The sequence below is a fragment of the Kitasatospora sp. NPDC059462 genome (assembly GCF_042749955.1).
Lineage (GTDB): Bacteria > Actinomycetota > Actinomycetes > Streptomycetales > Streptomycetaceae > Kitasatospora.
On the sequence record NZ_JBHYUU010000015.1, the window covers coordinates 48,784 to 71,741 of the forward strand.

General features: G+C 75.9%; 17 protein-coding genes. 10 read left to right on the plus strand and 7 right to left on the minus strand.

What is annotated here, in order from left to right:
- Positions 1–7: 7 nt before the first annotated feature.
- Both ACFXAM_RS06925 and ACFXAM_RS06930 read left to right on the plus strand, forming a co-directional pair.
- On the plus strand, positions 8–5,689 hold the full coding sequence (locus ACFXAM_RS06925; protein WP_380288172.1) for an amino acid adenylation domain-containing protein: 5,682 nt from the start codon (positions 8–10) through the stop codon (positions 5,687–5,689).
- The gene (locus ACFXAM_RS06930) at positions 5,686–8,868 is read left to right on the plus strand and encodes an amino acid adenylation domain-containing protein (protein WP_380288174.1); all 3,183 of its coding nucleotides are present in this window, start codon (positions 5,686–5,688) and stop codon (positions 8,866–8,868) included. The genes ACFXAM_RS06925 and ACFXAM_RS06930 overlap by 4 nt, the downstream gene beginning before the upstream one ends.
- On the opposite strand, the gene ACFXAM_RS06935 is transcribed toward ACFXAM_RS06930, so the two are convergent.
- On the minus strand, positions 8,869–9,495 hold the full coding sequence (locus tag ACFXAM_RS06935; RefSeq protein ID WP_380288175.1) for an SRPBCC family protein: 627 nt from the start codon (positions 9,493–9,495) through the stop codon (positions 8,869–8,871).
- Between the two features lie 92 nt (positions 9,496–9,587).
- On the opposite strand from ACFXAM_RS06935, the gene ACFXAM_RS06940 reads away from it, so the two are divergent.
- Positions 9,588–10,235 carry a TetR/AcrR family transcriptional regulator gene (locus ACFXAM_RS06940; protein WP_380288177.1) on the plus strand — a complete coding sequence of 216 codons (648 nt, stop codon included), beginning with the start codon at positions 9,588–9,590 and terminating at the stop codon, positions 10,233–10,235.
- 171 nt (positions 10,236–10,406) lie between these two features.
- Positions 10,407–11,153 (plus strand): hypothetical protein, encoded by a 747-nt coding sequence (locus ACFXAM_RS06945; protein WP_380288179.1) that lies wholly within the window; start codon positions 10,407–10,409, stop codon positions 11,151–11,153.
- Positions 11,154–11,195: 42 nt separating this feature from the next.
- Here the strand turns inward: ACFXAM_RS06945 and ACFXAM_RS06950 are convergent, their stop codons facing one another.
- A complete protein-coding gene (locus tag ACFXAM_RS06950; protein ID WP_380288181.1) occupies positions 11,196–11,459 on the minus strand; it encodes a hypothetical protein in 264 nt (87 codons plus the stop codon).
- 140 nt (positions 11,460–11,599) lie between these two features.
- The gene (locus tag ACFXAM_RS06955) at positions 11,600–12,319 is read right to left on the minus strand and encodes a TetR/AcrR family transcriptional regulator (protein WP_380288183.1); all 720 of its coding nucleotides are present in this window, start codon (positions 12,317–12,319) and stop codon (positions 11,600–11,602) included.
- A gap of 111 nt (positions 12,320–12,430) precedes the next feature.
- Here ACFXAM_RS06955 and ACFXAM_RS06960 point away from each other — a divergent pair, with 111 nt between their 5' ends.
- The 4 genes from ACFXAM_RS06960 to ACFXAM_RS06975 all read left to right on the plus strand — a co-directional run bounded on the left by ACFXAM_RS06960 (position 12,431) and on the right by ACFXAM_RS06975 (position 14,114).
- Entirely contained in the window at positions 12,431–13,348 is a 918-nt protein-coding gene (locus ACFXAM_RS06960; protein WP_380288184.1) for an NmrA family NAD(P)-binding protein, read from the plus strand.
- 79 nt (positions 13,349–13,427) lie between these two features.
- Positions 13,428–13,793, plus strand: a complete 366-nt coding sequence (locus ACFXAM_RS06965; RefSeq protein ID WP_380288186.1) for a hypothetical protein — start codon at positions 13,428–13,430, stop codon at positions 13,791–13,793.
- 58 nt (positions 13,794–13,851) lie between these two features.
- The gene (locus ACFXAM_RS06970; RefSeq protein WP_380288188.1) at positions 13,852–13,980 is read left to right on the plus strand and encodes a hypothetical protein; all 129 of its coding nucleotides are present in this window, start codon (positions 13,852–13,854) and stop codon (positions 13,978–13,980) included.
- A gap of 5 nt (positions 13,981–13,985) precedes the next feature.
- Entirely contained in the window at positions 13,986–14,114 is a 129-nt protein-coding gene (locus ACFXAM_RS06975) for a hypothetical protein (protein WP_380288190.1), read from the plus strand.
- Between the two features lie 94 nt (positions 14,115–14,208).
- On the opposite strand, the gene ACFXAM_RS06980 is transcribed toward ACFXAM_RS06975, so the two are convergent.
- From ACFXAM_RS06980 to ACFXAM_RS06995, 4 genes are all read right to left on the minus strand, one after another.
- Positions 14,209–14,652: a DUF4259 domain-containing protein gene (locus tag ACFXAM_RS06980; protein ID WP_380288192.1), complete on the minus strand. Its 444-nt coding sequence runs from the start codon at positions 14,650–14,652 to the stop codon at positions 14,209–14,211.
- A gap of 103 nt (positions 14,653–14,755) precedes the next feature.
- Positions 14,756–17,890 carry an AMP-binding protein gene (locus ACFXAM_RS06985; RefSeq protein WP_380288214.1) on the minus strand — a complete coding sequence of 1,045 codons (3,135 nt, stop codon included), beginning with the start codon at positions 17,888–17,890 and terminating at the stop codon, positions 14,756–14,758.
- Between the two features lie 143 nt (positions 17,891–18,033).
- The gene (locus tag ACFXAM_RS06990; protein ID WP_380288194.1) at positions 18,034–18,876 is read right to left on the minus strand and encodes an alpha/beta fold hydrolase; all 843 of its coding nucleotides are present in this window, start codon (positions 18,874–18,876) and stop codon (positions 18,034–18,036) included.
- 378 nt (positions 18,877–19,254) lie between these two features.
- Positions 19,255–19,833: a TetR/AcrR family transcriptional regulator gene (locus ACFXAM_RS06995; protein WP_380288196.1), complete on the minus strand. Its 579-nt coding sequence runs from the start codon at positions 19,831–19,833 to the stop codon at positions 19,255–19,257.
- A gap of 92 nt (positions 19,834–19,925) precedes the next feature.
- Between ACFXAM_RS06995 and ACFXAM_RS07000 the strand changes: the two genes are divergently transcribed.
- Together ACFXAM_RS07000 and ACFXAM_RS07005 are read left to right on the plus strand one after the other, a co-directional pair.
- A complete protein-coding gene (locus tag ACFXAM_RS07000; RefSeq protein WP_380288198.1) occupies positions 19,926–20,372 on the plus strand; it encodes an anthrone oxygenase family protein in 447 nt (148 codons plus the stop codon).
- Positions 20,373–20,800: 428 nt separating this feature from the next.
- Positions 20,801–22,822 (plus strand): tetratricopeptide repeat protein, encoded by a 2,022-nt coding sequence (locus ACFXAM_RS07005; protein WP_380288200.1) that lies wholly within the window; start codon positions 20,801–20,803, stop codon positions 22,820–22,822.
- Positions 22,823–22,958 lie beyond the last annotated feature (136 nt).

Genomic DNA, 22,958 nt, shown 5'->3' on the forward strand with positions numbered 1-22,958 from the left:
ACACCCGATGACCGACCTCCAGGACCCCGCCTCCGGGCTGTCCGCGACCAAACGCGCCCTGCTCGCCCAGCGGCTGCGCGCCGCCGCGGCCGGCCCGGCGGACGCCCCCGGCCCCGCCCCCGCGAACACCGTCCCCGCCCGGCCCCCGGGCGCCGAGGTGCCGCTCTCCAGCGGCCAGGAACGGCTCTGGTTCATGGACCAGTTCGCCCCCGGCTCCACCGCCTGGGCGCTCGCCCCGGCCCGCCGGCTGCGCGGCCCGCTCGACCGCACCGCCCTGGACGCCGCCCTCGCCGACCTGATCGCCCGGCACGAGGCCCTGCGGATGTCCTTCCCCGCCGACCCCGAGGGCACCGCGTCGGTCCGGATCGCCGAACCCGGGCCGTGCGCGGCCGAGTTCGTCGACGCCACCGACGACCCCGACCCGGCCGCCCGCGCCGCGCGGGAGCTCGGCGCCCGGGTGGCGCAGCCCTTCGACCTCGGCGCCGGGCCGCTGCTGCGCGCCCTGCTGGTGCGCACGGGCCCGGACGAGCACGTGCTCGCCCTGGTCATGCACCACATCGTCAGCGACGGCTGGTCGCTCGACCTGCTGCACCGCGAGCTCGACGCCCTGTACGCCCGGCACGCCCACGGCACCCCGGACCGGCTTCCCGACCTCCCGGTGCAGTTCGGCGACTACGCCCGCTGGCAGCGCGAGCGCCTGGCCGGCGAGGCGCTGTCCGCCTCCCGGGCGCACTGGCGCGAGGAGCTGCGCGACGTCCCGGCCCTGGAGCTGCCCACCGACCGGCCCCGGCCGCCGGTGCTGACCTTCGAGGGGGCCGCCACCGAGTTCCACTGGAGCCCCGAACTCGGCCGGGGCGTCGCCGCGTTGGCGCGCGCCTCGAACGCCTCCGGCTACATGGTGCTGATGGCCGCCCTGCAGGCCCTGCTCGGGCGCCACGCCGGTCAGCGGGACTTCGCGATCGGCTCGGCCGTCGCCGGCCGCCTGCACCGCGAACTGGAGGGCGTGGTCGGGCTCTTCGTCAACATGCTGCCGATCCGGGCGCGGCTGGAGGGCGACCCGACCTTCGGCGAACTGCTCCGCCGGGTGCGCGGCACGACGCTCGACGCGTACACCCACCAGGAGGTGCCGTTCGAGCAGATGGTGGCCGACCTCGACATCGAGCGCGACGTCAGCCGCTCCGCCGTCTTCCAGGTCAGCTTCGCCTTCCAGAACTACGGGGACCGCGGCGCCGCCGGCGACCCGGGCTCCCCCGGCGCGCCGAGCGCCGAGAGCTTCGGGCACGAGGCCGCCACCACCCGCACCGACCTCGCCTTCTACCTGCGCGAGAAGTCCGACGGCGGCCTGTACGGGCTGCTCACCTACCGCACCGACCTGTTCGACGCCGCCACCGTGCGACAGCTGGTCGAGCGCTTCGAGCTGCTGGTCACGGCCGCGGTGGCCGACCCGCAGCGGCCCGTCTCCCGGCTGCCGCTGCTCACCCCCGGCGAGCGGCAGGACGTCCTGGAGCGGTGGGCCGCCGGCCCGGCGCTGCCCGACCCGGCCGACGGCCCGCCCACCCTCACCGCCCTGCTCACCGGCACCGCGCGCGCCCACCCGGACCGCCCGGCGCTGGAGTTCGAGGGCCGCACCGTCGACTACCGGGAGCTGGACGAGCGTTCCAACGGCCTCGCCCGGCGGCTGCGGGCGCTCGGCGTCGGACCGGACGACCGGGTCGCGGTCTGCCTGGAGCAGTCGCCCGAACTCGCGGTCGCCCTGGTCGGCGTGCTCAAGGCCGGCGGCGCCTACCTGCCGCTGGACCCGGAGCAGCCGCCCGCCCGCCTCGCCCAGCTGGTCGCCGACGCCGGTGTGCGGGTGCTGCTCACCGACTCGGCGCTGCGCGAGCGCTTCCCCGGCCACGAGGGCGCCGCGCTGCTGCTGGACGTCGATCCGGCGCAGCGCGACCCCGAGCCCCTGGAGGAGGTCTCCGGGCCGGACCACCTGGCCTACGTCATCTACACCTCGGGCTCCACCGGCACCCCCAAGGGCGTCGCCGTCCAACACCGGCAGATCCTCAACTACCTGGCCGGGGTGCGGGAACGGCTGCGGATCGAGCCGGGCGCCGGCTACGGGCTGCTGCAGTCGCTCTCCTTCGACTTCAGCATCACCATGCTCTACCTCGCGCTGAGCACCGGCGGGCGGGTCCACCTGCTGCCGCGCCGCATCGCCGGAGCCGAACTGGCCGAGCGCATCGAGGCGTTGCGGCTCGACTACCTGAAGATGACGCCCTCCCACCTGGCGGCGCTCGGCGCCGACGCCCCGATGGAGCGGCTGCTGCCCCGCCGGGCGCTGGTGCTCGGCGGCGAGGCCTCGGCCTGGCCGTGGGCCGCCGAACTCGCCGCCCTCGGCCGGTGCGCGGTCTTCAACCACTACGGGCCGACCGAGGCCACCGTCGGCGTGACCGTCCACGAGGTCACCGCCGAGGCCGCCGGGCCCGGCAGCACCCCGATCGGCACCCCGCTCGCCGGGGCCCGCTGCCACGTCCTGGACGAGGCGATGCAGCCGGTGCCGCCGGGCGTCACCGGCGAGCTGTACCTGGGCGGCGACCGGCTGGCCCGCGGCTACCTGGGCCGCCCGGACCTCACCGCCGAGCGCTTCGTCGACGACCCGTTCGGCGCGGACGGCGACCGCCTCTACCGCACCGGCGACCTGGCCCGCTGGCGCACCGACGGCACGCTCGACTACCTGGGCCGGGCCGACGACCAGATCAAGGTGCGCGGCTACCGGGTCGAGCCCGGCGAGGTCGAGGCCGCCCTCACCGCCCTGCCCGGCATCACCCAGGCCGTCGTGCTGGCCCGCGGCGAGGGGCTGCGGCAGACCCTGGTCGGCTACCTGGAGCACCCGGGCGACGGCCCCGCCCCGGCCGCGGCCGAGCTGCGCGAGGCCCTGTCCGAGGTGCTGCCGGACTACATGGTCCCGGCCCGCTTCGTGGTGCTGGAGCGGCTGCCGCTGCTGGCCCACGGCAAGGTCGACCGGCGCAACCTGCCCGAGCCCGAGGAGCCCGCCGCGAGCGGCGAGTTCGTCGAACCCGAGGGCGAGGCCGAGGAGTTCGTCGCCAACCTGTGGGCGGAGCTGCTGGGCGTCCCGCGGGTCGGCGCCCTGGACGACTTCTTCGAGCTCGGCGGGCACTCCCTGCTGGCCACCCAGGTGGTCGCCAAGCTGCGCCGCGCCTACCCCGACCTCCCCACCCCCGTCGGGGTGATGGACCTCTTCAAGTACCCCACCGTGCGCCGGCTGGCCGCCCTGGTCAGCGACCCGCACGCCGACCGCGGCCCGCGCAGCCTGCTGCACCTGCTCACCCCGCCCGGCCGCAAGGCCACCGCGAGCCTGGTCTGCGCGCCGTACGGCGGCGGCAGCGCGCTCATCTACAAGCCGCTCGCCGACGCCCTGCCCGACGACTGGGCGCTGCACTCGCTCGCCGTCCCCGGCCACGAGCTGGGCGAGGAGGCGATGGACGTCGACGAGGTCGCCGCGGGCTGCGCCCAGGAGATCCTCGACAACGTCGAGGGGCGCGTCGTCCTGTACGGCCACTGCGGCGTCGGCGTCCGGCTGGCGGTGGAGATCGCCCGGCGGGTGGAGGCGGCGGGCCGCGAGATCGAGGCCGTCCACCTCGGCGGCATCTTCCCCTTCGCCCGGCCGCGCGGACGCGGCGCCGCCGTCGGCGAGTGGTGGGCCCGCACCGCCGACCGGCTGCGCAGCGACCAGGGCATGATCAACGCCCTGGCGGCGGCGGGCCTGGAGACGGACGAGGTCGGCACCGAGCAGCTGCGGCTGATGGTCGCCAACCGGCGGATCGGCACCCGGGAGGCCGAGCAGTACTTCACCCGGCTGTTCGAGGGCATCGAGGACGGCCGGATCGCGGACGGCCGGATCTCCGCCCCGGTGTACGCGGTCTGCGGCGACCGGGACCCGGCCACCGAGTTCTACGAGGAGCGGTACCGCGAGTGGCACCGGCTCAGCGACACCACCGGCGTGGTGGTGCTGGACGAGGCCGGCCACTTCTACCTCAAGTACCGGGCCGCCGAGCTCGCCGAGATCCTCACCACCGTGCACCGCTCGGTGGCGGACGGCACCGAGGAGCGGCACCGGCGCGCCGAGGGCGCCACCTGGTGGCTGGCCGGGCTCTCCCGGCCCGGGGACGCCCCCGAGCAGGCCCCGGCCGCGCGGCCCGTGCGGCCGACCATGCGCCGCTTCCTCGGCGTCGCGGCGGGCCAGCAGATCTCGATGATCGGCTCGGCGCTCACCGAGTTCGCCCTGCCGGTGTGGATCTACCTGTCCACCGGCTCGCTCGCCCAGTTCGGCCTGCTGGCCGCCTGCGGCCTGGTGCCCGGCATCCTCACCGCGCCGCTCGCGGGCGCCCTGGTGGACCGCGGCGACCGGCGCCGGATCATGCTGTACGGCGACGTGGCGGCGGGTTTGACCCAGGCGGTGATGCTGCTCCTCTACCTCACCGACTCCTTGCAGGTCTGGCACGCCTACGTCCTGATCGCGGTGCTGTCGACGGCGCTGACCTTCCAGCGGCTGGCCTGGAACTCGGCGGTGCCCCAGCTGGTCCCGAAACGTTTCCTCGGCCGAGCCAACGGCGTCGTGCAGATGGCCTTCGGCCTCGCCCAGTTCCTGGTCCCGCTGTTCGCCGTCGGCCTGCTGTCGGCGATCGGCCTCGGCGGCATCCTCGTGATGGACGTCGCCAGCTACGTGGTCGCCACCGGTGTCACCCTGGCCGTGCGCTTCCCCGACGTGATGGCCGCGCGGCGGCGCGAGAGCGTCGCCGCCGAGATCCGGGCCGGGTTCCGGCGGGCGCTCGGCAGCCGGCACTTCCGGGCGATGCTGCTGTTCTTCGCCGCCCTCAACATCTTCCTGTCGCCGCTGTTCCTGCTCACCACCCCGCTGGTGCTCTCCTTCGCCCCGCTGGCGGCGGCCGGCTGGGTCTCGGTCGCGGCCGGGCTCGGCGCCGTGCTCGGCGGGCTGACCCTGCTGGTCTGGGGCGGGCCGCGCCGGCTGCGGCTGCGCGGCGTGCTGTTCGCCACCCTCGGCCTGGCGGCCGCCTGCCTGGTGACCGGCCTGCGCCCGAGCGTCTGGCCGGTGGCGCTCGGCGCCTTCGGCATGGCGTACGGGCTGGGGCTGGTCAACGGCGTCTACGCGACGATCGTGCAGACCAAGGTGCCGTTGCGCTTCCACGGCCGGGTGATCGCCGTCAACACCATGGTGGCCTGGTCCACCCTTCCGATCGGTTTCGCCGTGGTCGCACCGCTCGGGCCGCGCCTGGTCCAGCCGTGGATCGAGGAGAACGGCGCGCTGGCCGGTACCGTCGGCCGGCTGATCGGCACCGGCGAGGGCCGCGGCATCGGCCTGCTCTACCTGCTGTTCGGCCTCGCCATGGCGCTGCTGGTGGCCGTCTGCCTGGCCGTCCCGGCGCTGCGCCACTTCGACCGCGACGTGCCCGACGCCGAGCCCGACGACCTGGTCGGCCTGGCCACCCTCTCGGCCCGCACCGGGGCCGCGCCGGCGCCCGCGCCCGTGCCCGCCGTGCCCGCTTCGGCGTCCGCGCCCGTGTCCGTGCCCGCCGTCCCCGCTTCACCTGCCGAACCCGCCGCATCCGCCGCATCCGCCGCATCCGCGCGCCGTACCGGAACCGAGGCCGCCGCCCGATGACCACCACCGACCGGACCGCGGGCGGCGCCCGCCCCGCCGAGGCCGTCCACCCGCTCACCGAGGAACAGCGCCGGCTCTGGTTCCTCCAGCAGCTCCACCCCGCCGACGCCGGCTTCAACATGTACCTGTGCCGCCGGTGGAGCGGCCCGCTGGACGTCGCCGCGCTGCGCACCGCGCTGGAGCGGCTGACGGCCCGGCACGAGCCGCTGCGCACCCGCTTCGCCCTGGACGGCGAGGCCCCGGTGCAGCTGGTCGAACCGCCCGCGCCCGTCCCGCTCGACCTGCTCGCGCTCGCCCCCGGCGCCGCGGAGCAGGACTTCACCGAGGCCTGCCGCCCGGCCGTCAACGCGCCGTTCGAGCTCGCCGGGCGCCCGCCGCTGCGCGCCGTCCTGGTCTCCGCCGGCCCCGACGAGCACGCGTTCGCGCTGGTGGTGCACCACATCGTCTCGGACGGCTGGTCGTTCGGGATCCTCTGGCGCGAGCTGCTCGCGCTGTACCGGGAGGTGACCGGCGAGGCCCCGGCCGATCTCGCGCCGCTCGCCCTGAGCTACGGCGACGTCGCGCGCGCCGAGCAGGAGCGCGCGGCGGCGGGCGGCGCCGAGGCCGCGTTCCGCTACTGGGCGGAGAAGCTGGCCGGCACCGGCCGGCTGCGGCTGCCGCTGGACCGCCCCCGCCCGGCCGAGCCGCAGCACCCGGCGGGCTTCGCCACGGTGGCGCTGGACCCGGAGCTGACGGCAGCCCTGGACGCGCTGGCCCGGCGCGAGCGCTGCACCCCGTTCATGGTGCTGCTCGCCGCCTACCAGTGCGTGCTCGCCCGCTGGACCGGCAGCCACGACTTCGTGGTCGGCACCCCGCTCGCCGGCCGCACCGAGGCGGCGCACGAGGCGCTGGCCGGCTACTTCGCCCGCACCGGCGTGCTCCGCGCCGACCTCACCGGCGAGCCCGGCTTCCGCACCGTGCTGCACCGCGTGCGCACCGCCACCCTCGGCGCGCTCGGCCACCAGGACGTCCCGCTGGAACGGCTCGCCGTCCACCTGGACCTGCCCGCCGAGGCCGGGGCGGCGCCGCTCTACCAGGCGGTGTTCGTCCACCAGAGCCAGTACGACCTGGCCGGCGAGGGCGGCGGCGCCCCGCTGCCCGCCAGGGTGCGCACGGCCTCCATGGACTCCGGCTTCGAGCGCGCCAAGACCGATCTGCTGCTGGACAGCTGGCGCACCCCCGACGGCGGTCTGACGCTCTCCTTCTGCTTCGACCGGGAGGTGCTGGACCCGCAGACGGTGGCCGCGCTCGGCACCCGCTGCCGCGCACTGCTCGCCGCCGCCGTCGAGGACGCCACGGTGCCGCTGCACGGCGACTGGCTGATCGGGGCCGAGGAGCGCGCGGAGCTGCTGGCCCTGGGCACCGGTCCCGCGGCCCCTTCCGACGCCCGCCCGGTGCTCGCCCGCTTCGCCGGGCGGGCCGCCGCCACGCCGGACGCCCCGGCGCTGGAGTGCGACGGCGAGGTCCTCTCCTACGGTGAACTCGACCGCCGCTCCACCGAGCTGGCCGCACGGCTCGGCCCGGTCGCCGGGCAGCTGGTGGCCGTCCGGCTGGCCCCGTCCTTCGCACTGGTGACGGCCCTGCTGGCGATCTGGAAGGCCGGCGCCGGCTACCTGCCGCTCGATCCGGCCCACCCGGAGGAGCGGCGGCGGCTGATGGTCCGCGAGTCCGGCGCCGTCCTGCTGCTGACGGACGAGGGCGGCGAGGGCAGCGAGGACGGCGAGGGCCTGCGCGTCCTTCCCGGCGCGGACCCGGCTCCCGGCGACGACCGCGCCGGCCTCGCCTACGTCCTCTACACCTCCGGTTCCACCGGCACCCCCAAGGCCGTCGCCGTCGACCACGCCGCGCTGGCCGCCCGCGTCGACTGGATGGCCGGCCCGGACGGCTACGCCCTCACGCCCGGGGACCGGATCGTCCAGTTCGCCTCGATCGGCTTCGACACCCACGCCGAGGAGCTCTGGCCCGCCCTCGCCACCGGCGCCCGCGTCGTCCTGCTCCCCGGCGGCGGCCGGACCCTGCCCGAGCTGCTGCGCGGCCCGCGGGGCGCGGACGTCACCGTGCTCGACCTGCCGACCGCCTACTGGGAGGAGCTGGTCTCGCACGACGACCGCACCCCCTGGCCGGCCGCCCTGCGGCTGGTGGTGCTCGGCGGCTCCGAGGTCCGCGCCGACGCCGTCGCCCGCTGGCGGGAGCGGCACGGCGACACCGTCCGGCTGGTCAACACCTACGGCCCGACCGAGGCCACCGTCATCGTCACCGCCGCCGACCTCGGCGCCCCGGACACCCGACGCCGCCCGCCGCTCGGCCGCCCGCTGCCGGGCGTGCGGCTGTACGTGCTGGACGAGCGCGGCGCCCTGCTGCCCCGCGGTTCCGAGGGCGAGCTGCACATCGCCGGCACCGGCCTGGCCCGCGGCTACCTCGGCCGCCCCGACCTGACGGCCGCCGCCTTCCTCGACGACCCGTTCGCGGACGGGGCGATGTACCGCACCGGCGACCGCGCCCGCTGGCGCACCGACGGCACCCTCGACTACCTCGGGCGGGCCGACGAGCAGATCAAGCTGCGCGGCTACCGGATCGAACCGGCCGAGATCGAGGCGGCCCTGACCGGCCGTCCGGACGTCCTGCGGGCCGCCGCGGTGGTGCTCGGCGGCCGTCGCCTGGTGGCCTACGCCGTCCCGGCGCCCGGCGCCGAGCCCGACCCCGCCGCCCTGCGCGAGCACCTCGCCGTACGGCTGCCCGCCTACCTGGTCCCCGACACGGTCGTCCTGCTCGACACCCTGCCGCTGACCCTCAACGGGAAGCTGGACACGGCGGCCCTCCCCGAACCGGACCAGGCCTCCGCGCGCCCGTACGTGGCGCCGCGCACCGACGCCGAGCAGTTGGTCACCCAGCTGTGGCAGGAGGTCCTGGGGGTGCCCCGGGTGGGGGCCCTCGACGACTTCTTCGAACTCGGCGGGGACTCGCTGCTGGTCACCCGGGTCGTCGCCCGGATCCGGGCGGGCGTCGGTCTGGAGGTTCCGATCCGGGACGCCTTCGAACTCTCCACCGCCGCCGCGCTCGCGGCCCGCGTCGAGGAACTCCTCGTCGCGGAGATCGAGGCCCTGAGCGAGGACGAGGCGGCGGAGCGGCTGTCCGACTGATCACGACCGGGGCGCAGGCGTCCGCCCGGACGCCTGCGCCTCGGCGGCGGCCTTGAGGGCGGTCAGCCAGCCGTCCAGGCCCGCCTTGAGGATCGCGGTCGCCACCGGCACGTCGGCGTCCACCTGCGGGCCGGTGTGGGTCTCCTCGGTGCTGACCTTCACCCCTCCCCCCTTGACCGCGGCGAAGCGCCAGACGTGCACGCCGTCGATGTGCACGCCCTCCCCCACCGCCGGACCGGTCCAGCGGATGCAGGCGCCCTGCTCGACCTGCCGCACGGTCGAGGTGATGTCCAGAGCGGTCGCCGGGATCCCGGTCCCGGGCGGCACCGGCGTCGTCCAGCGGAACGCCGACCCGGCGCGGAAGCGGCCGTGGTCGAGGCGCTCGGCGCCGGTGACGGGCTGCTGCCAGGACGGCCAGCGGTCCACGTCGGTCTGGAGCCTCCAGATCACGCCCAGCGGTGCGTCGATCACGGTCTCCGTCCGGTACCGCACCTGCGCGGCGGGGTCGACGCCCGCACCCCGGCAGGTCAGCCCCTTGGCCGCCGCGGGCACCGCGGGCACCGCGGGCGCGCCGAGCACCCCGACGACCAGCGGAATCGTGATCACAGCGGCCCGGATTCCCACCATGGCATTTCCTTCCCTAGAGGCCATCCCTTTCGTTAGAAGTTCTAACCCCTCACTGTCCCGACAGTCAATAGCTACCGTGATAGGTTCTCACCATGGCGAAGAGCGACCCCACCACCCCCCGCGAGCGCTACCGCACCCAGGTCCGCGCCGAGGTCATGGAACGCGCCTGGGAGCAGATCGCCACCGCCGGCGCCTCCGCGCTCTCCCTCAACGCGATCGCCAAGCAGATGGGCATGAGCGGCCCGGCCCTCTACCGCTACTTCGCCAACCGCGACGAGCTGATCACCGAACTCGTCCGCGAGGCCTACCGCAGCCTCGCCGACACCCTCGCGGCGGCGGCCGCCGACGGCGCCGACCTGGCCGGCCTCGCCCACGTCCTGCGCACCTGGGCCCTCGCCGACCCCCAGCGCTACCTGCTGGTCTACGGCACCCCGGTCCCCGGCTACCGGGCCCCGGAGGACACCACCGCCATCTCCCAGGAGATCGCCACCACCCTCCTGGACGCCTGCGCCGCCGCCCTCCCCCCGGCCGCCCCCGCCTCCCCCCTCGGCACCCACCTCGCCGCCCACCGCACCTGGGCCGCCGGCCACCCCGCCCCGCCCGAGGCCCTCGCCCTCTTCCTCACCCTCTGGACCCGCCTCCACGGCGTCCTGTCCCTGGAGCTCTCCGGCCACTTCACCGGCATGCAGTTCGACCCCGGGACCCTCTTCGACGCCGAACTCGCCACCCTGCTCCCCTGAGGCAGTCCGCCGGCCCGCTACCGCTGCGGCCGTGCTGTCGTGGACCCGGCTCCCGTAGATTGACCCCGTACTCGCGCCCGCACCCGTACCCGCGGCGCCCGCACCGGTGCCCGCGCCGATGATGCGGCGCGGGGCGGGACGGCTGGACGGCTCGACGGCTGGAGGCACCTTTTGCGGGACGGCTTCTCCGACGGATTCCTCACGCGGCTGGCCCACGACACCCATCCGGTGGACCTGATGTGCCGCTACCTGCTGCACGGCTCGGTCGAACGGATCCCCGGGCTGGCCGCCGGTCCGGAGGCACTGTCGTTCGAGCACCTGAGCCGGCGCGTCCGCGCCGAGAACCGCTCCAGCCACGACGACGCGGACACGTTCTCGCTCTCCGTCCGGAGGAAGGTCCACGGGCGGCTGTACGGCCTGGAGTTCCGATTCCACTTCATCGCCGGTGAGCCCTACGCCGACGCGGTGATCCCGTTCGGCGCCCCCATCGCCCTGCCCCGGTTCCTGCACCACCTCCGCGGCCGCTACGGCTCGGGCGGAGCGCCGGGCGACTGGGACTTCGACGTGTACACCGACGTGCGCGATCTGCGCGAGAGCATCGTGCTGTTCGGCAACCGGCGCGAGATCTGGTTCCAGGCCAACCGCGCTCCGGTGGCGTCCGGCCGGTCCCGGCCGGTCCCCGGCGCCCGGGGCCGGCTGATCACCGGGCGGCTGCACGGCAACCGGTTCGGAACGCACGCCCTGCTCCACGCCGGAGGAGTGCTGTTCCCCGACCACCTCACCAGCGTCGACGCCGCCACCCCCGAGGCCCGCGCGTACCGGCGCCACACGGCCCGGCTGCGCGACCCGCTTCCCCTGCACACGGGAGCGGCCCGCCCCGACTTCGGCGCCACGACGCGGCGGCGCTCCGCGAGCTGACCCGACGCCGGCCCGCGCCGGATCACACCGGCCGGCCGGCTCTCACGGCCCGCAGTTCTCGCTGATCACGTCGTTCAGGTTCGACAGGGACGCGCGCTCGTCCTCGATCTTCTTCTCCAGGACCTCCAGCGCCTGCCGGAGGGTGTCGATCTGGGCCTGGTCCGGATCGGCCTGCGCCTGCAGCGCGGTGATCCTGGCCCTGATCTCCGCCGCGCGCTGCACGCTCCGGTCGATGTCCTTCTTGAGGTCCCGCGCGGTGCGCTTCAGCAGCTCGCAGCCGGACTCCTCGGTCGGTGGAGCGTTCATGTCCGCACTCCTTCGTCTTCGCCGCGGCGCCCCGCCGTCGGGGCCCGGGACCGCCAGTATCGAGGCCCCCGGCGGCCCGCACCCGGCGGAGTAGCCCGTCCGGCCGGGGCCCGTCCTGCCGGGGCTCGTCCGGCCGGGGCTCAGCCCGCGAGCCGCCGGCGGTGGGCCCGCTGACGGCAGGTGGCACCGCAGTAGCGGACCGGGCGGCCGGTGGGACGGACGGTGAGCGCGCTCCCGCACTCCTCGCAGCGGACGTCCGGGCCGTCACGGAAGGAACGCCCTTCCGTGACGGACGCGGAAGGCCGCAGCCCGTCCAGGGTCAGCCGGACGAGCTTGAGGCCGGCCGGGCGGTCACGGCGGGCGCCGAGCATCGAGACGCACCCGGCGGCGAGGGCCGCGACGTCCTCCGGAGCGACATCGGCACGCACCCCGCCGGCCCGCTGCGCGGCCTGGAGCAGCGCGGCCAGCACCTGGCGGAAGCGCAGCCGGGCGGCGGTGAGCCCCGGCCGCGGCCAGCTGGTGTCGGCGACCACCACGTCGCAGATGTGCCCGCGCCTGCTGGACAGTTCGACGATGTCCAGCAGGAACCCGAAGAAGGCCTCGGTCGGCGCGCACCGGGCGGCCAGACGCTCACCGGAGGCGACCAGGTCCTCCAGGTGCCGGGCGAACACCGCCTCCAGGAGCGCCTGCTTGCTCGGGAAGTGCCGGTACACGGTGCCGGCACCGACACCCGCCCGGCGCGCGATCTCCCCGAGCGGGACGTCGAGCCCCTGCTCCGCCATCGCGTCGGCGGCGGCGGCCAGCACCTTCGCCCGGTTGCGGCGGGCGTCGGCCCGGTCTCCGGCCATCGCTGTCGTCATGTCACGAAACCCCTTGTGCCTCGACTCAACCGGGTTGCAGTGTTCCAGATACCCCGGGTCCACCGCATCAGTCCGATGCCCTCTGGAGCCCGGGGAGAAGGAGGAACCGTCATGACCACCGGCAAGGACACCGCCTGGTCCGCGACCATCGCCGTGACCGGCGCCACCGGCAAGCAGGGCGGTGCGACGGCCCGCCGGCTGCTGGCCGGAGGCCGGCGCGTGCGCGCACTGGTCCGGGACACGACCACCCCCGCCGCCGCGGCACTCGCGGCCGCCGGGGCCGAGCTGGCCGTCGCGGACTTCGACGACCCGGCGAGCCTCGAACCGGCGCTGGCCGGCGCCACCGCCCTGTTCGCCGTGCCGCCGGTCGCCTACGGGCCGACGAACAGCGGCCCGGAGCTGGAGTTCACCCGCGGCCGGGCCCTGGCCGACGCGGCAGCCGCCGCGGGGATCCGCCAGGTGGTGTTCACCGGCGTCGCCTCGACCACCGGCCGGGCGTTCGCGGCCCCGGGAAAGCGGCGCACCGAACAGTACCTGCACGACTGGTTCCCGCTCGTGACCGTGCTGCGCCCGGTGCGGTTCATGACGAACTACCTCGGGACGAACGGCATCGGCCTGGACGGGATCGTCGACGGCGTCCACCGGCACCTGTTCACCCCGGACGCGCCGCTCCAGGTCATCGCACTGGAGGACATCGCCGAGTTCGCGGCCCTGGCCTTCGAGCAGCCGGAACGGTTCGCCGGACGGACCCTGGAGCTGGCCGGTGACGACCTGACCCCGGTCGAGGCCGCCGCCGCGATCAGCGCCGCGACCGGAACGACGGTGCGCTACGAGCAGGTGACCCACGACCAGGCGGCTGCGCTGAACCCGGAGTTCGCCGAGGTCCGGCAGCAGTGGGACGACGGCCACCGCTGGCGCGCCGACATCGAGGCGCTGCGGGTGATCCACCCCGGACTGCGCACCCTGGCGGACTGGCTCGCGCAGGGCGGCGCCGCAGCCATCCGCGCCCAGGTGCTCGGCGCCCCGTAGCCCCTGGCCTCGTCGCTCCGCGGGCCCCTCGGCTACGCTCGGCCGGGTCGGGGCAGGATCGAACCAGGGGGGTACCGCCATGCCGTACGACACCGGCGCACGGGTGAAGTTGACCAGGGAGGTGCAGCTCACCGCCCACGGCACGGCGACCGCGGGCGGCTTCCCGGGGGCCCTGTTCCTGGCCGAGGGGCTGACGGGCGTCGTCATCGAGGTCGGAAAGGGGGTCGGCGGCGTCGCCCAGGACCATCTCGCCGCCTTCGACCACCAGGTGCGCGGCAGCCACCTCTCGGGCTTCGCCGCCGGTCTGGTCGACGACCTCCGCCGGCAGGTCATCCGGATGAGCGCGCACGGCCCCGGGGCCGGCGCCCGCAGCACGTACAAGGTGCGCTTCGACAACGGGTTCGTCCTCGACGGTCTCGACGAGGACCGGCTGACCCCGGGCTAGGTAGAGAACTGCCTGATGTTGGTGACACATGGATCTCCGACTACGACGGAGTCCTGTCATGCTCCCTTCGCAGCAACAGCAGCAGGACCGCCAGGCCCAGCGGCGCCTGGCGGTCCTGAGACACGCCGAGGAGGCCAGCGGGAATGTCTCGCAGACCTGCCGGTACTACGGGATCAGCCGCAGCTGACGTTCGTGACGACGGACGACCGCATCCTGCACGCCATCCGCCGCACCGACGGCAGCTGGCAGCACGCCGCCCCGATCGACCTGACCGGCGTCGTCGGCAACCACTACGCCGCCGCCATCACCGGAACCCTCTGACACCCGGGGGCCGTCGACCGGCACCGGCCGGTCGCCGGCCCCGGCCGCGTCCTCCTCGGCACCGTTGCCGACGACCCTCGGGCCCGGGGCGTGTCTAGACGTCGGACCGTGCCTCCGTGGCCGGCTCCGGCTCGGGGTCGAGGACGGCGCGGAGGGTCTTGACGGCGCGACGCCAGTCCGGGCTCTCCTCGGACTCGTCCCAGAGCTCGGCGAGCTCGGACTCGTCGGCGACCACGCGGTCGAGCGCCCGGACGGCGAGCGGACGGAGGTCGGCGGGGAAGACCGGGAGCGGCTCGTCGGGGCCGTAGGCGGTGGTGACCGGCTCGCCGCCGGGGCACTGGGCGGCGACGAGCGCGGCGGCGGCCACGGCCTGCGCCGCCTCGTAGGAGTCGAGGTAGTCCTCGGCCGCGGTCTCGGCGGCGGCGGTCAGGACGCTGCGGACCAGCCCCTCCCGCTCTTCCGGTGCCGCCTCGTCCAGCGTGCCGGAGAAGTCCGCGGCGGTGTCGTTGTCGAAGTGGCCGATGTCCCAGGTACCCACAGTGCTCTCCTCAAGTCGGTCAGGAGGATCCTGGCATCGGCCACTGACAATCGGGCACCCGGCCGGGCACCCGCGGCCCCGGCCGGGTGCCCGGCCGCCCCGGTCAGCCCCCGGCGGCCCCGGCGAGCCGCGCCGCCAGGGCGGCGGCCAGCGACTCGACGGCGGCCGGGGTGAAGGCGTGCTCGTTGTAGCGCAGCCAGCAGACCAGGGAGCCGTCCGGCTGTTCGGTGGCGGCGAGCTCGGGGACGTGCCGGTCGCCGCCGGGCAGCGGGTAGGGGACGGTGGCGCTGCGCGGCACCTCCCAGGCCGTGCAGCTGAGGCCGGGAAGCTGGGCGGGCGCGTTCCAGCTCTCGTAGCGCAGCCACGCGGCGAACGGTGCCAGCGGACTGAACTCCGCGAAGGGGTACAGCTGGTGGTCCAGCGCCGCGGTGGCGGTGTCGCGCACCCGGGCGAGGAGTTCGGCGAAGCCGGGCGAACCGGAGGCGTCGACCCGCAGCAGCAGCGACTGCACGAAGCAGCCGACGGCCTGTTCGGCCTCGGGGGTGGTGCGGCCGGGCACGGGGGTCATCAGGACGAGGTCGTCCTGGCCGCTGCGCTCCGCCAGCAGGCCCAGCCAGACGGTGGCGAGGGCCTGGAACGGGGTCGCCCCGGCCTCGGCGGCCCGTTCGCGCAGCGCGGCGGCGCGGGCGGCGGGGACGGTGAGGCGGTGGGCGGCGCTGAGGACCGTCTCGGTGTCGGCGCGCCCGGGGAAGGGGTGCACGGCCTCGGGCGCGCCGGCCAGGGTGCGGGCGAAGTGGGCGCGGGAGACCGGCCAGTGGGCGTTGGCGCGGGTGACCAGTTCGCCGAGCGTCGGCATCGGCCGGGGCGGCGGCGCGGGGCGGCCCCGGCGCAGCGCCGAGTAGATGACGCCGAGGTCGCGCAGCAGCACGCCGACCGACCAGCCGTCACCGACGATGTGGTGGACGGCGAGCAGGACGGCGTGGTCGTCGGCGCCGCGGCTGACCACGGCGAGCCCGGTCATCGGGCCCTTGCCGACGTCGGTGAGCCGGTCCCGGACGGCGATCAGCCGGGCCGACACCTGGTCGTCGCTCTCGCCCGGGGCGTCGACCAGGATCGCCTCGACCTCCGGCTCGGCGTCGACCACGGCGCGCCGGATCCCCGGGGCGGCGCCGGGCACCGGCACGAACCGGGTGCGCAGCGCCGGGTGGCGGCGCACCGCCTCGTGGAGGGCCTCGGTCAGCAGGTCGGGGCGCAGCGCCTCGGTGACGCGGAACATGACGGCGACCGAGCCGACGTTGCGGCCCTCGGCCTCGGCCATCCAGCGCAGGAAGTTCTCCTGCTGGGAGGTGAGCGGGATGTCGTGCGGCTGGGCGCGCAGTTCGCGCAGGAAGGGGGAGAGTTCGGAGTCGGCGGCGGGGAGCGGGTCGCCGGCCGTCCTCGGGGCGTCGGCGAGCCAGGCGGCCTGGGCGCGCAGTGAGGGGCGTTCGAAGACGAGGGCGGTGCCGGCGGTGACGCCGAACTCGGCGGAGACGGCGGCGGCGAGCTGGACGGCGCGGAAGGAGTCGCCGCCGAGGGCGAAGAACTCGTCCTCGACGGCGCGGACGGGCCGGCCGAGGATCCTGCGCCACAGGGCGGCGAGGGCGAGTTCCGGTGCGGTGGCGGGCGGGGTGCCGGGGGCCGCGTCGTCGGCGGGCACCTCGAAGCGGGCGCGCAGCTGGTGTTTGACGACCTTGCCGCTGGGGTTGCGGGGCAGCCGGTCGGTGACCAGGATGCGGACCGGGAGTTCGGCCCGGCCGAGCCGTTCGGCGAGGAAGAGCCGCAGTTCGTCGAGGTCCAGGCCGTCGGCGGCGGGGACGACGGCGGCCACCGGGACGGCGCCCATGACGGGGTGCGGCAGGCCGAGCGCGGCGGCGTCGGCGACCCGCGGGTGGGCGTGCAGGACGTCCTCGATGCGCAGGGTGGAGACCTTGAGGGCGCCGGACTTGATGACGTCGCTCTCCCGGTCGACCAGGTACAGGTAGCCGTCGGCGTCGAGCCGGCCGAGGTCGCCCATCCGCACCCAGCCGTCCCGGAAGACGGCGGCCGAGGCGTCGGCTCCTGCGGTGTAGCCGCGCGGCGGGCCGGGCTGGCGCAGCCAGACCTCGCCGACGGCGCCCGGCTCGACGGGGCGCCCGTCCTCGCCGAGCAGCCGCAGGTCGGCGGGGTTGGCGGGACGGCCGACGGAGCCGGGGCGGCGGGCGTCGACGACGGCGGATATCTGGGCGGGGGACGCCTCGGCGGAGGTGTAGGTGTTGACCAGGGTCGCGGTCGGCAGGGCCGCGCGCAGGGCGGCGGCGACGGGGGCGGGCAGCGCGGCGGCGGAGGAGCTGATCAGCAGCACGCTGCTGAGGTCGTGCCGTGCGGCGACGCCCGAGTTGAGCAGTTCGACGGCCATCGACGGCACCAGGAAGACGGTGCCCGCGCGGTGCTCGGCGACGGCCGCGCCGAACTCCTCGGCGTCGAAGCGCGGCAGGCAGATCGTGGCGGGCGCGGCGACCAGGGCGTTGACCAGCACCACCTGGGCGGCGTTGGTGCCGATCGGGAAGGCGTGCACCGCGTACGCGGAGTGGGCGTAGGGGCGCGGGCGCGGGTCGAGCCGCTGACCGGCGGTGAGGCTGGCGTGGGCGGCGTGCACGCCCTTGGGCGTGCCGGTGGTGCCGGAGGTGCCGATGACCTGGGCGAGGTCGCCGGGTGCGGGGCGGTGCGGCGGCTCCCCGTCGGCGTCGTGGTGGCCGCCGTCCGCCTCCAGGTCCGCGAGCGGCAGGGTGCGCAGTCCGGCGGCGCTCGCGCGCGCGTCCTCGGCGGACCGGGCGACGGCCAGGGCCGCCGCGCTGTCGCCGGCCAGCCGCGCGGTGTCCTCGGCACCGAGGTCCTCGCGGACGACGACGCCCGCCGCGCCCGCGTAGTGCGCGGCGAGGAACGCCACCGCGTAGTCGTCCCAGGCCCGGTTGGGGAAGAGCAGCAGCACCCGGTCCCCCGGCCGCACCCCGGCCCGGGCCAGCCCGTGGGCGGCCCGCACCGCCCGCGCGCGCCACGTGCGGTAGTCGAGCACGGGGCGGCCGGGGACGAGCAGGGCGGGGCGGTCGGGGTGGCGCCGCGCCCGGTCGTCGAGCAGATCGGTCAGGGTGAGCGCGGGCGCGGCGTCCGGCGCCGAAACGGCGTTGGCGGGAACGGCGCTGACGGTGGTTCGGGTGCTGATGACGACTCCCGGTAGAGGCCAGGGCGGGTGGCTGGTCCAGACCGTAGCGGCTCCGCGCCGTCGCCCGCCAGAGTCGTCCGGCCACCGGGCCGACGACGGGCCGTGGCCGCGGTGGTCCGCCGGCCCGGCCGGGTGGGCGCTCGTCAGCCGAGGGCGAGCATCGCCTCGGCGACCTCGGCGGCCGCCGCGTCGGGGATCGCGGTCGCGGCCGCTTCGAGGACGAGCAGGCGTGCTCCGGGGATCGCGCGTGCGACGGCCTCGCCGTTGCCGACGGGGAAGAACCGGTTGCGGCGGCCGTGGACGACCAGCGTGGGGAGTCCGATCGTGGCCAGGCGCTCGCGCCAGCGGGGTGCGCAGTCGAGCCCGGCGAACACCGTGCCCAGCTGGTTGGCCAGGTGGACCGGGGGCGCGGTGCCGGGCGTGCGGTCCCAGATGCGCGCGGCGAGGGTGCGGGCGGTGGCGGGGTCGTCACCGAGGATCTCGGCGCCGGCGGCGGCGAACTCCGCGACCGCCTCCCGGTCGGCCCAGTCGGGCAGCGGCCGCGCGAACAGCCGGCCCATCGCCGCCCCGTCGTGGTCCGGGAGGTCGTCGTCGACGGGGCCGGGGGCGACCGCGCGGGTGCCGACCAGGGTGAGTGCCGAGAACGCGTCCGGATGGTCGAGCGCGGCCACCTGGGCGACCATCCCGCCCACGCCGATCCCCGCGAGGTGCGCGGGTCCCCCGCCGAGCACGCCGACCAGGGCCGCGGCGTCGGCGGCGAGGTCGCGCAGGGTGTAGGCGGGCGCCTGCGGGTCGATCGTCGTCGACTCCCCGCTGTCGCGCAGGTCGTAGCGCACCACCCGGCGTCCGCCGGCGGCCAGCCGCTCGCACAGGGCGTCGGGCCAGGAGAGCATCGTGGTCCCTCCCGCGAGCAGGACGAGCGGCGCGTCGTCGTCCCCGAACGACTCGATGCCCAGGGCGGTCCCCTGGGCGTTGACAGTGGTCATCGGCTCACCGGAAGGCGTCGTAGGTCAGGTGCGTGGCGGTCGATGCCGACCCTACGCCGCGCAGCGCCGCCGCGGTGGCGGAAGCGGGGCGTGCCCGGCGGATTCCGGGGCGGACGGCGGCGCCGGTGCGGCGGCGAGCAGCGGCACCTGCCGGGCTCGCACCCGTGGGCCGCTCCACCGCCCGGGCGGCGGCGACGCCTGGGACGCGCTCGGTCCCGCCGCCGTGGACGCCCCCCGGCGCGGCCGCGTGGCCGGCCTCGCCGGGGGCGACCGCAGGATCGTGCGCCAGGGCATCGAGGCCGAGGGCGTCGAAGGGGGCGAACGCCTGCGCGCCCTCCCGGCCGGTCCCCTGCGCCGACGTCGGGAACGCCCGCGGCGTCAGAACATGGCGAGGCGGTCCACCAGCGTCTCCACCCGCCACTCGGTGTGCTCCGGCGGCAGCCTCCCCGCCCTGGTCAGGGTCGCCAGCCCGTGCAGGGCCGACCAGAACAGCTCGGTGAACAGCCCGGGGTGGACGCCGTCACCGGCGACCTCTCCGAGGTTCTCCAGCAGGGCGGCGAAGGCGTCCTTCAGGGGCTCCGGGGTGTCCTCCTGCGCGAACGCCAGTCCGCCGTCGAGCTGGAACATGGCGTCGTAGACCGCCGGGTTGCGCGCGGCGAAGTCGAGGTAGGCGCGGGCGAGCGCGGTGACCCGGGCGCGCGGGCCGTCCGCGGCGGAGGCCGCGGCCCGCAGCAACACGGCCATCTCGGCGGCGCCTTCGAGGGCGACGGCGCCGATGATCTCGCGCTTGCCGCGGAAGTGGCTGTAGAGGACGGGCTGGCTGTATTCGATGCGCTCGGCGAGCCGCCGGGTGGTGACCGCGTCCCAGCCCTGTTGCTCGGCGAGTTCACGGGCCGTGGCCACGATGAGGCGCTCGCGGTCCATCCGTTCGCGTTCTTTGCGCTGTTGTACCGACATAACTAAACCCTAGCACTGCTAGACAATCGAGCGACAGCAGAACTAGCATCGGCAGCGACATCTAGCAGCGCTAGGTCCCGGAAGGGGTCATCATGCTCAACGCACTCGACATCTGCACCACCGTGGTCGTCGGCGTGATGGTGGGGGTGGAGTTCTCGGTCGCCTTCGTCATCAATCCGATCCTCAACGCCCTCCCGGACGACAGCACCCTGAGCGGTCGCGCCCACGGGGGCCGGATGCTCGGCGCCGTGATGCCGGTCTGGTACCTCACCTCGCTCGCCCTCGTCACGGCCCTCGCCGTCGCCGGACGCCACCAGCACGACACCGGCATCCTCGCCGCCTCCGGCGCACTGCTGCTGCTCAGCGTGATCATGTCGGTCCTGCTGCTCGTCCCGATCAACAACCGGGGCAAGACCTGGACCCCGGAGAACCGGCCCGCCGACTGGAAGCAGCAGGCGAACCGCTGGGACCGCTTCCACTACGCCCGCGTCGCCGTCCTCATCGCCGCCTTCGCACTGCTGGCCACCGCCCTCACCTGAGTCCGGCCGCCGGCCCGCCCACCCGACGCCGGGCGGTGCAGGCCGGCCCGGGCCGATGAGCGGAGGATCCAATTCCTTGACAGTTCATACGAATTATCACCACCATGAGCACTGGTCGCCGCAACTCCCGGCCGACCGTCCCCCACGCACACCGAAGGAGACAGACATGCGGAAGATGACGATCCGTAAGTCCGGCACCGTCGCCCTGACCGGCGATGCCCGCCGGCTCTGGTTCGAGTGGTGCTGGTAGTAGCTCCGGCTCGGCACTGACACCGGTGGCGGGGGCGGGGGCCGCGCGCCCCCCCCCCCCCCCCCCCCCCCCCCCCGCGCCCCCCCCCCCCCCCCCCCCACCGGGCCGGCCGAGGCCCCGGTCCCGGAACGACAGCCCGCGGCGGGGCCCGCCGGCACGATGAGGAGAGGAGTCGAGCATGCGGCACGTCTGGCTGGAGGCACCACTGCCCCGGGACCGCCGCGCGGCGGCCGCCGGAGCCGAAGGACTCCTGGGCTCCTTCGACTGCCGGGTCTGGCAACGCGGCCCCTACGGCGGGGTCGGCGAGTTCGTCCGCCGCCTCGTCCTCGACCAGGGGCACACCCCGCTGGTCGCCCGCCACCAGGTCGAACTCCTCTGCGCCGTGCGGGACCTGCAGCCCGCGATGCCCTGGGCCGCCGAGGCCGTCGCGGCGCTGGACGTCGCGGACGTCCAGATCAGGTTCCACCCGGCCCGGCGCACCCGCCACCTCGCCCACGGGATAGGCGAGTTCGTCGCCGCCTGGGCGCAGGAGCGGCGGACGCCGGCCGCCGTCGTGCTGGACCGGCTGGACGAGGCGGACGCCACCACCGTCGAGCTCGTCGACGTCCTGCTGCGACGCGTGGACCCCACCCGGCTGCGGCTCCACGTCGGTGGCGCCGCACTGCCGGACGCACTCGCAGCCACCGTCGCCGAGTACGCCCGGCCCCGCACCGGAGCCCGGCCCCCCACCGCCGGCCCGTCCCCGCGCCACCCCGCCACCGGGGACCCTGCCGCCTCCCACCACGACCCCGCCTGGCACGACGAGCGCGCCGACGAACTCGCCGCGACCGGCGAGTGGTCCTGGCAGCTGGGCGCGATCCCCTACCACCGCGAACGCGGCACCCGCCCGGCCACCGACGGGGTCGACGCGCTGCGCACCGCCCTCGGCCTCGCGCTGACCAGCGGCTTCTACGAGCACGCCGTCCGCCTCGCCGAACGCGGCCTGCCGCTGGTCACCCCGGCGGGCGACACCCGGAACTGGTGGGCCTTCACCACCGCACTGGCCACCGCGCTGACCGCCCTGGACCGCCCGGCCGAGGCGCTCGCCCTCTACGACCACGCCCGGCGGGTCACCGACGAGCCGAGGATCCTCCTCTCCGCGGCCTACTCCACCGCCATGCTCCACGCCCGCCACCTGCCGGCGCCCGCCCGGGACCTCACCGCCGCCCGCACCTGGCTGGAGCGCGCCCTCGCCCTCGCCGAGCGGATCGAGGACCCGCGCGAACGCACCGTCACCACCGTCTTCCACCGCCAGGGCCTGGCCCTGCTGGACAGCCGCGCCGGCGACCACGCGGCGGCGCTGCGGACGGTCGAGGACGGCATCGCCCGGCTCGCCGGGACCCTGGCGCCCGGCGAACGGACCCGGGACCGCGCCCGGTTGGTGCACAACCGCGCCCAGCTGCACCTCGCGCTGGGCGACCCGGCCCGCGCGCTCGCCGACCTCGACGCGGTGATCGAGCAGGACCCGCAGAACGCCGAGTACTACGTCGACCGGGCCGCGCTCCACCGGGCCACCGGACGCCCGGTGGAGGCGATCGCCGACTACGGCACCGCGATCCGCCTCGGCCCGCACCTTCCCGAGGCGTACTACAACCGCGCCGAGACGCTCACCGACCTGGGCCGGCCGGAGGCGGCCCTGGCCGACCTCGACCTGACCCTCCTGATCGCCCCCGACCACCTCGACGCCCTGGTCAACCGGGCCGGACTGCACCTGGACGACGGCCGGCCCGACCTCGCCGAACGCGACGCGCTCGCGGGCCTGGAGCTCTCCCCCGGCCAGCCGCACCTGCTCTGCGTGCTCGGTGTGGTCGAGTCCGAACGCGGCCGGCTCCCCGAGGCCGAGGCCCTGCTCACCCGGGCCGTCGAGCACGCCCCCGAACTGCCGGCCGCCTGGGTCAACCGTGCGACGGTCCGCTTCGAACGCGGCGACGTCCCCGGTGCCGTCGCCGACCTCACCCGCGCCATCGCCCTGGACCCCGATCCCCTGGCCCTCTACAACCGCGGCCTGGCCCACCGCCACCTCGGCGACGAGCCCGCCGCCACCGCGGACTTCACCCGCGCCCTGGCCACCGGCCCCGACCCCGACCTGCGCGCCGAACTGCTCCGGGAGCTGGCCTCCACCGCCCCCGTACCGCCCGATCCGGCCCGGAGCCGCCCCTGAGCCGTCCCCTCTCGAAGCCCTGCGGTGGGACGACGACGGCCACCTGCTCACGGATCCCGCCGCACCCGTGCTCCACGGCGTCGCGGCGCAGGACCGGCCCACGGCGCCGATGCCGGACGGCGATCCGCGAGCCGGC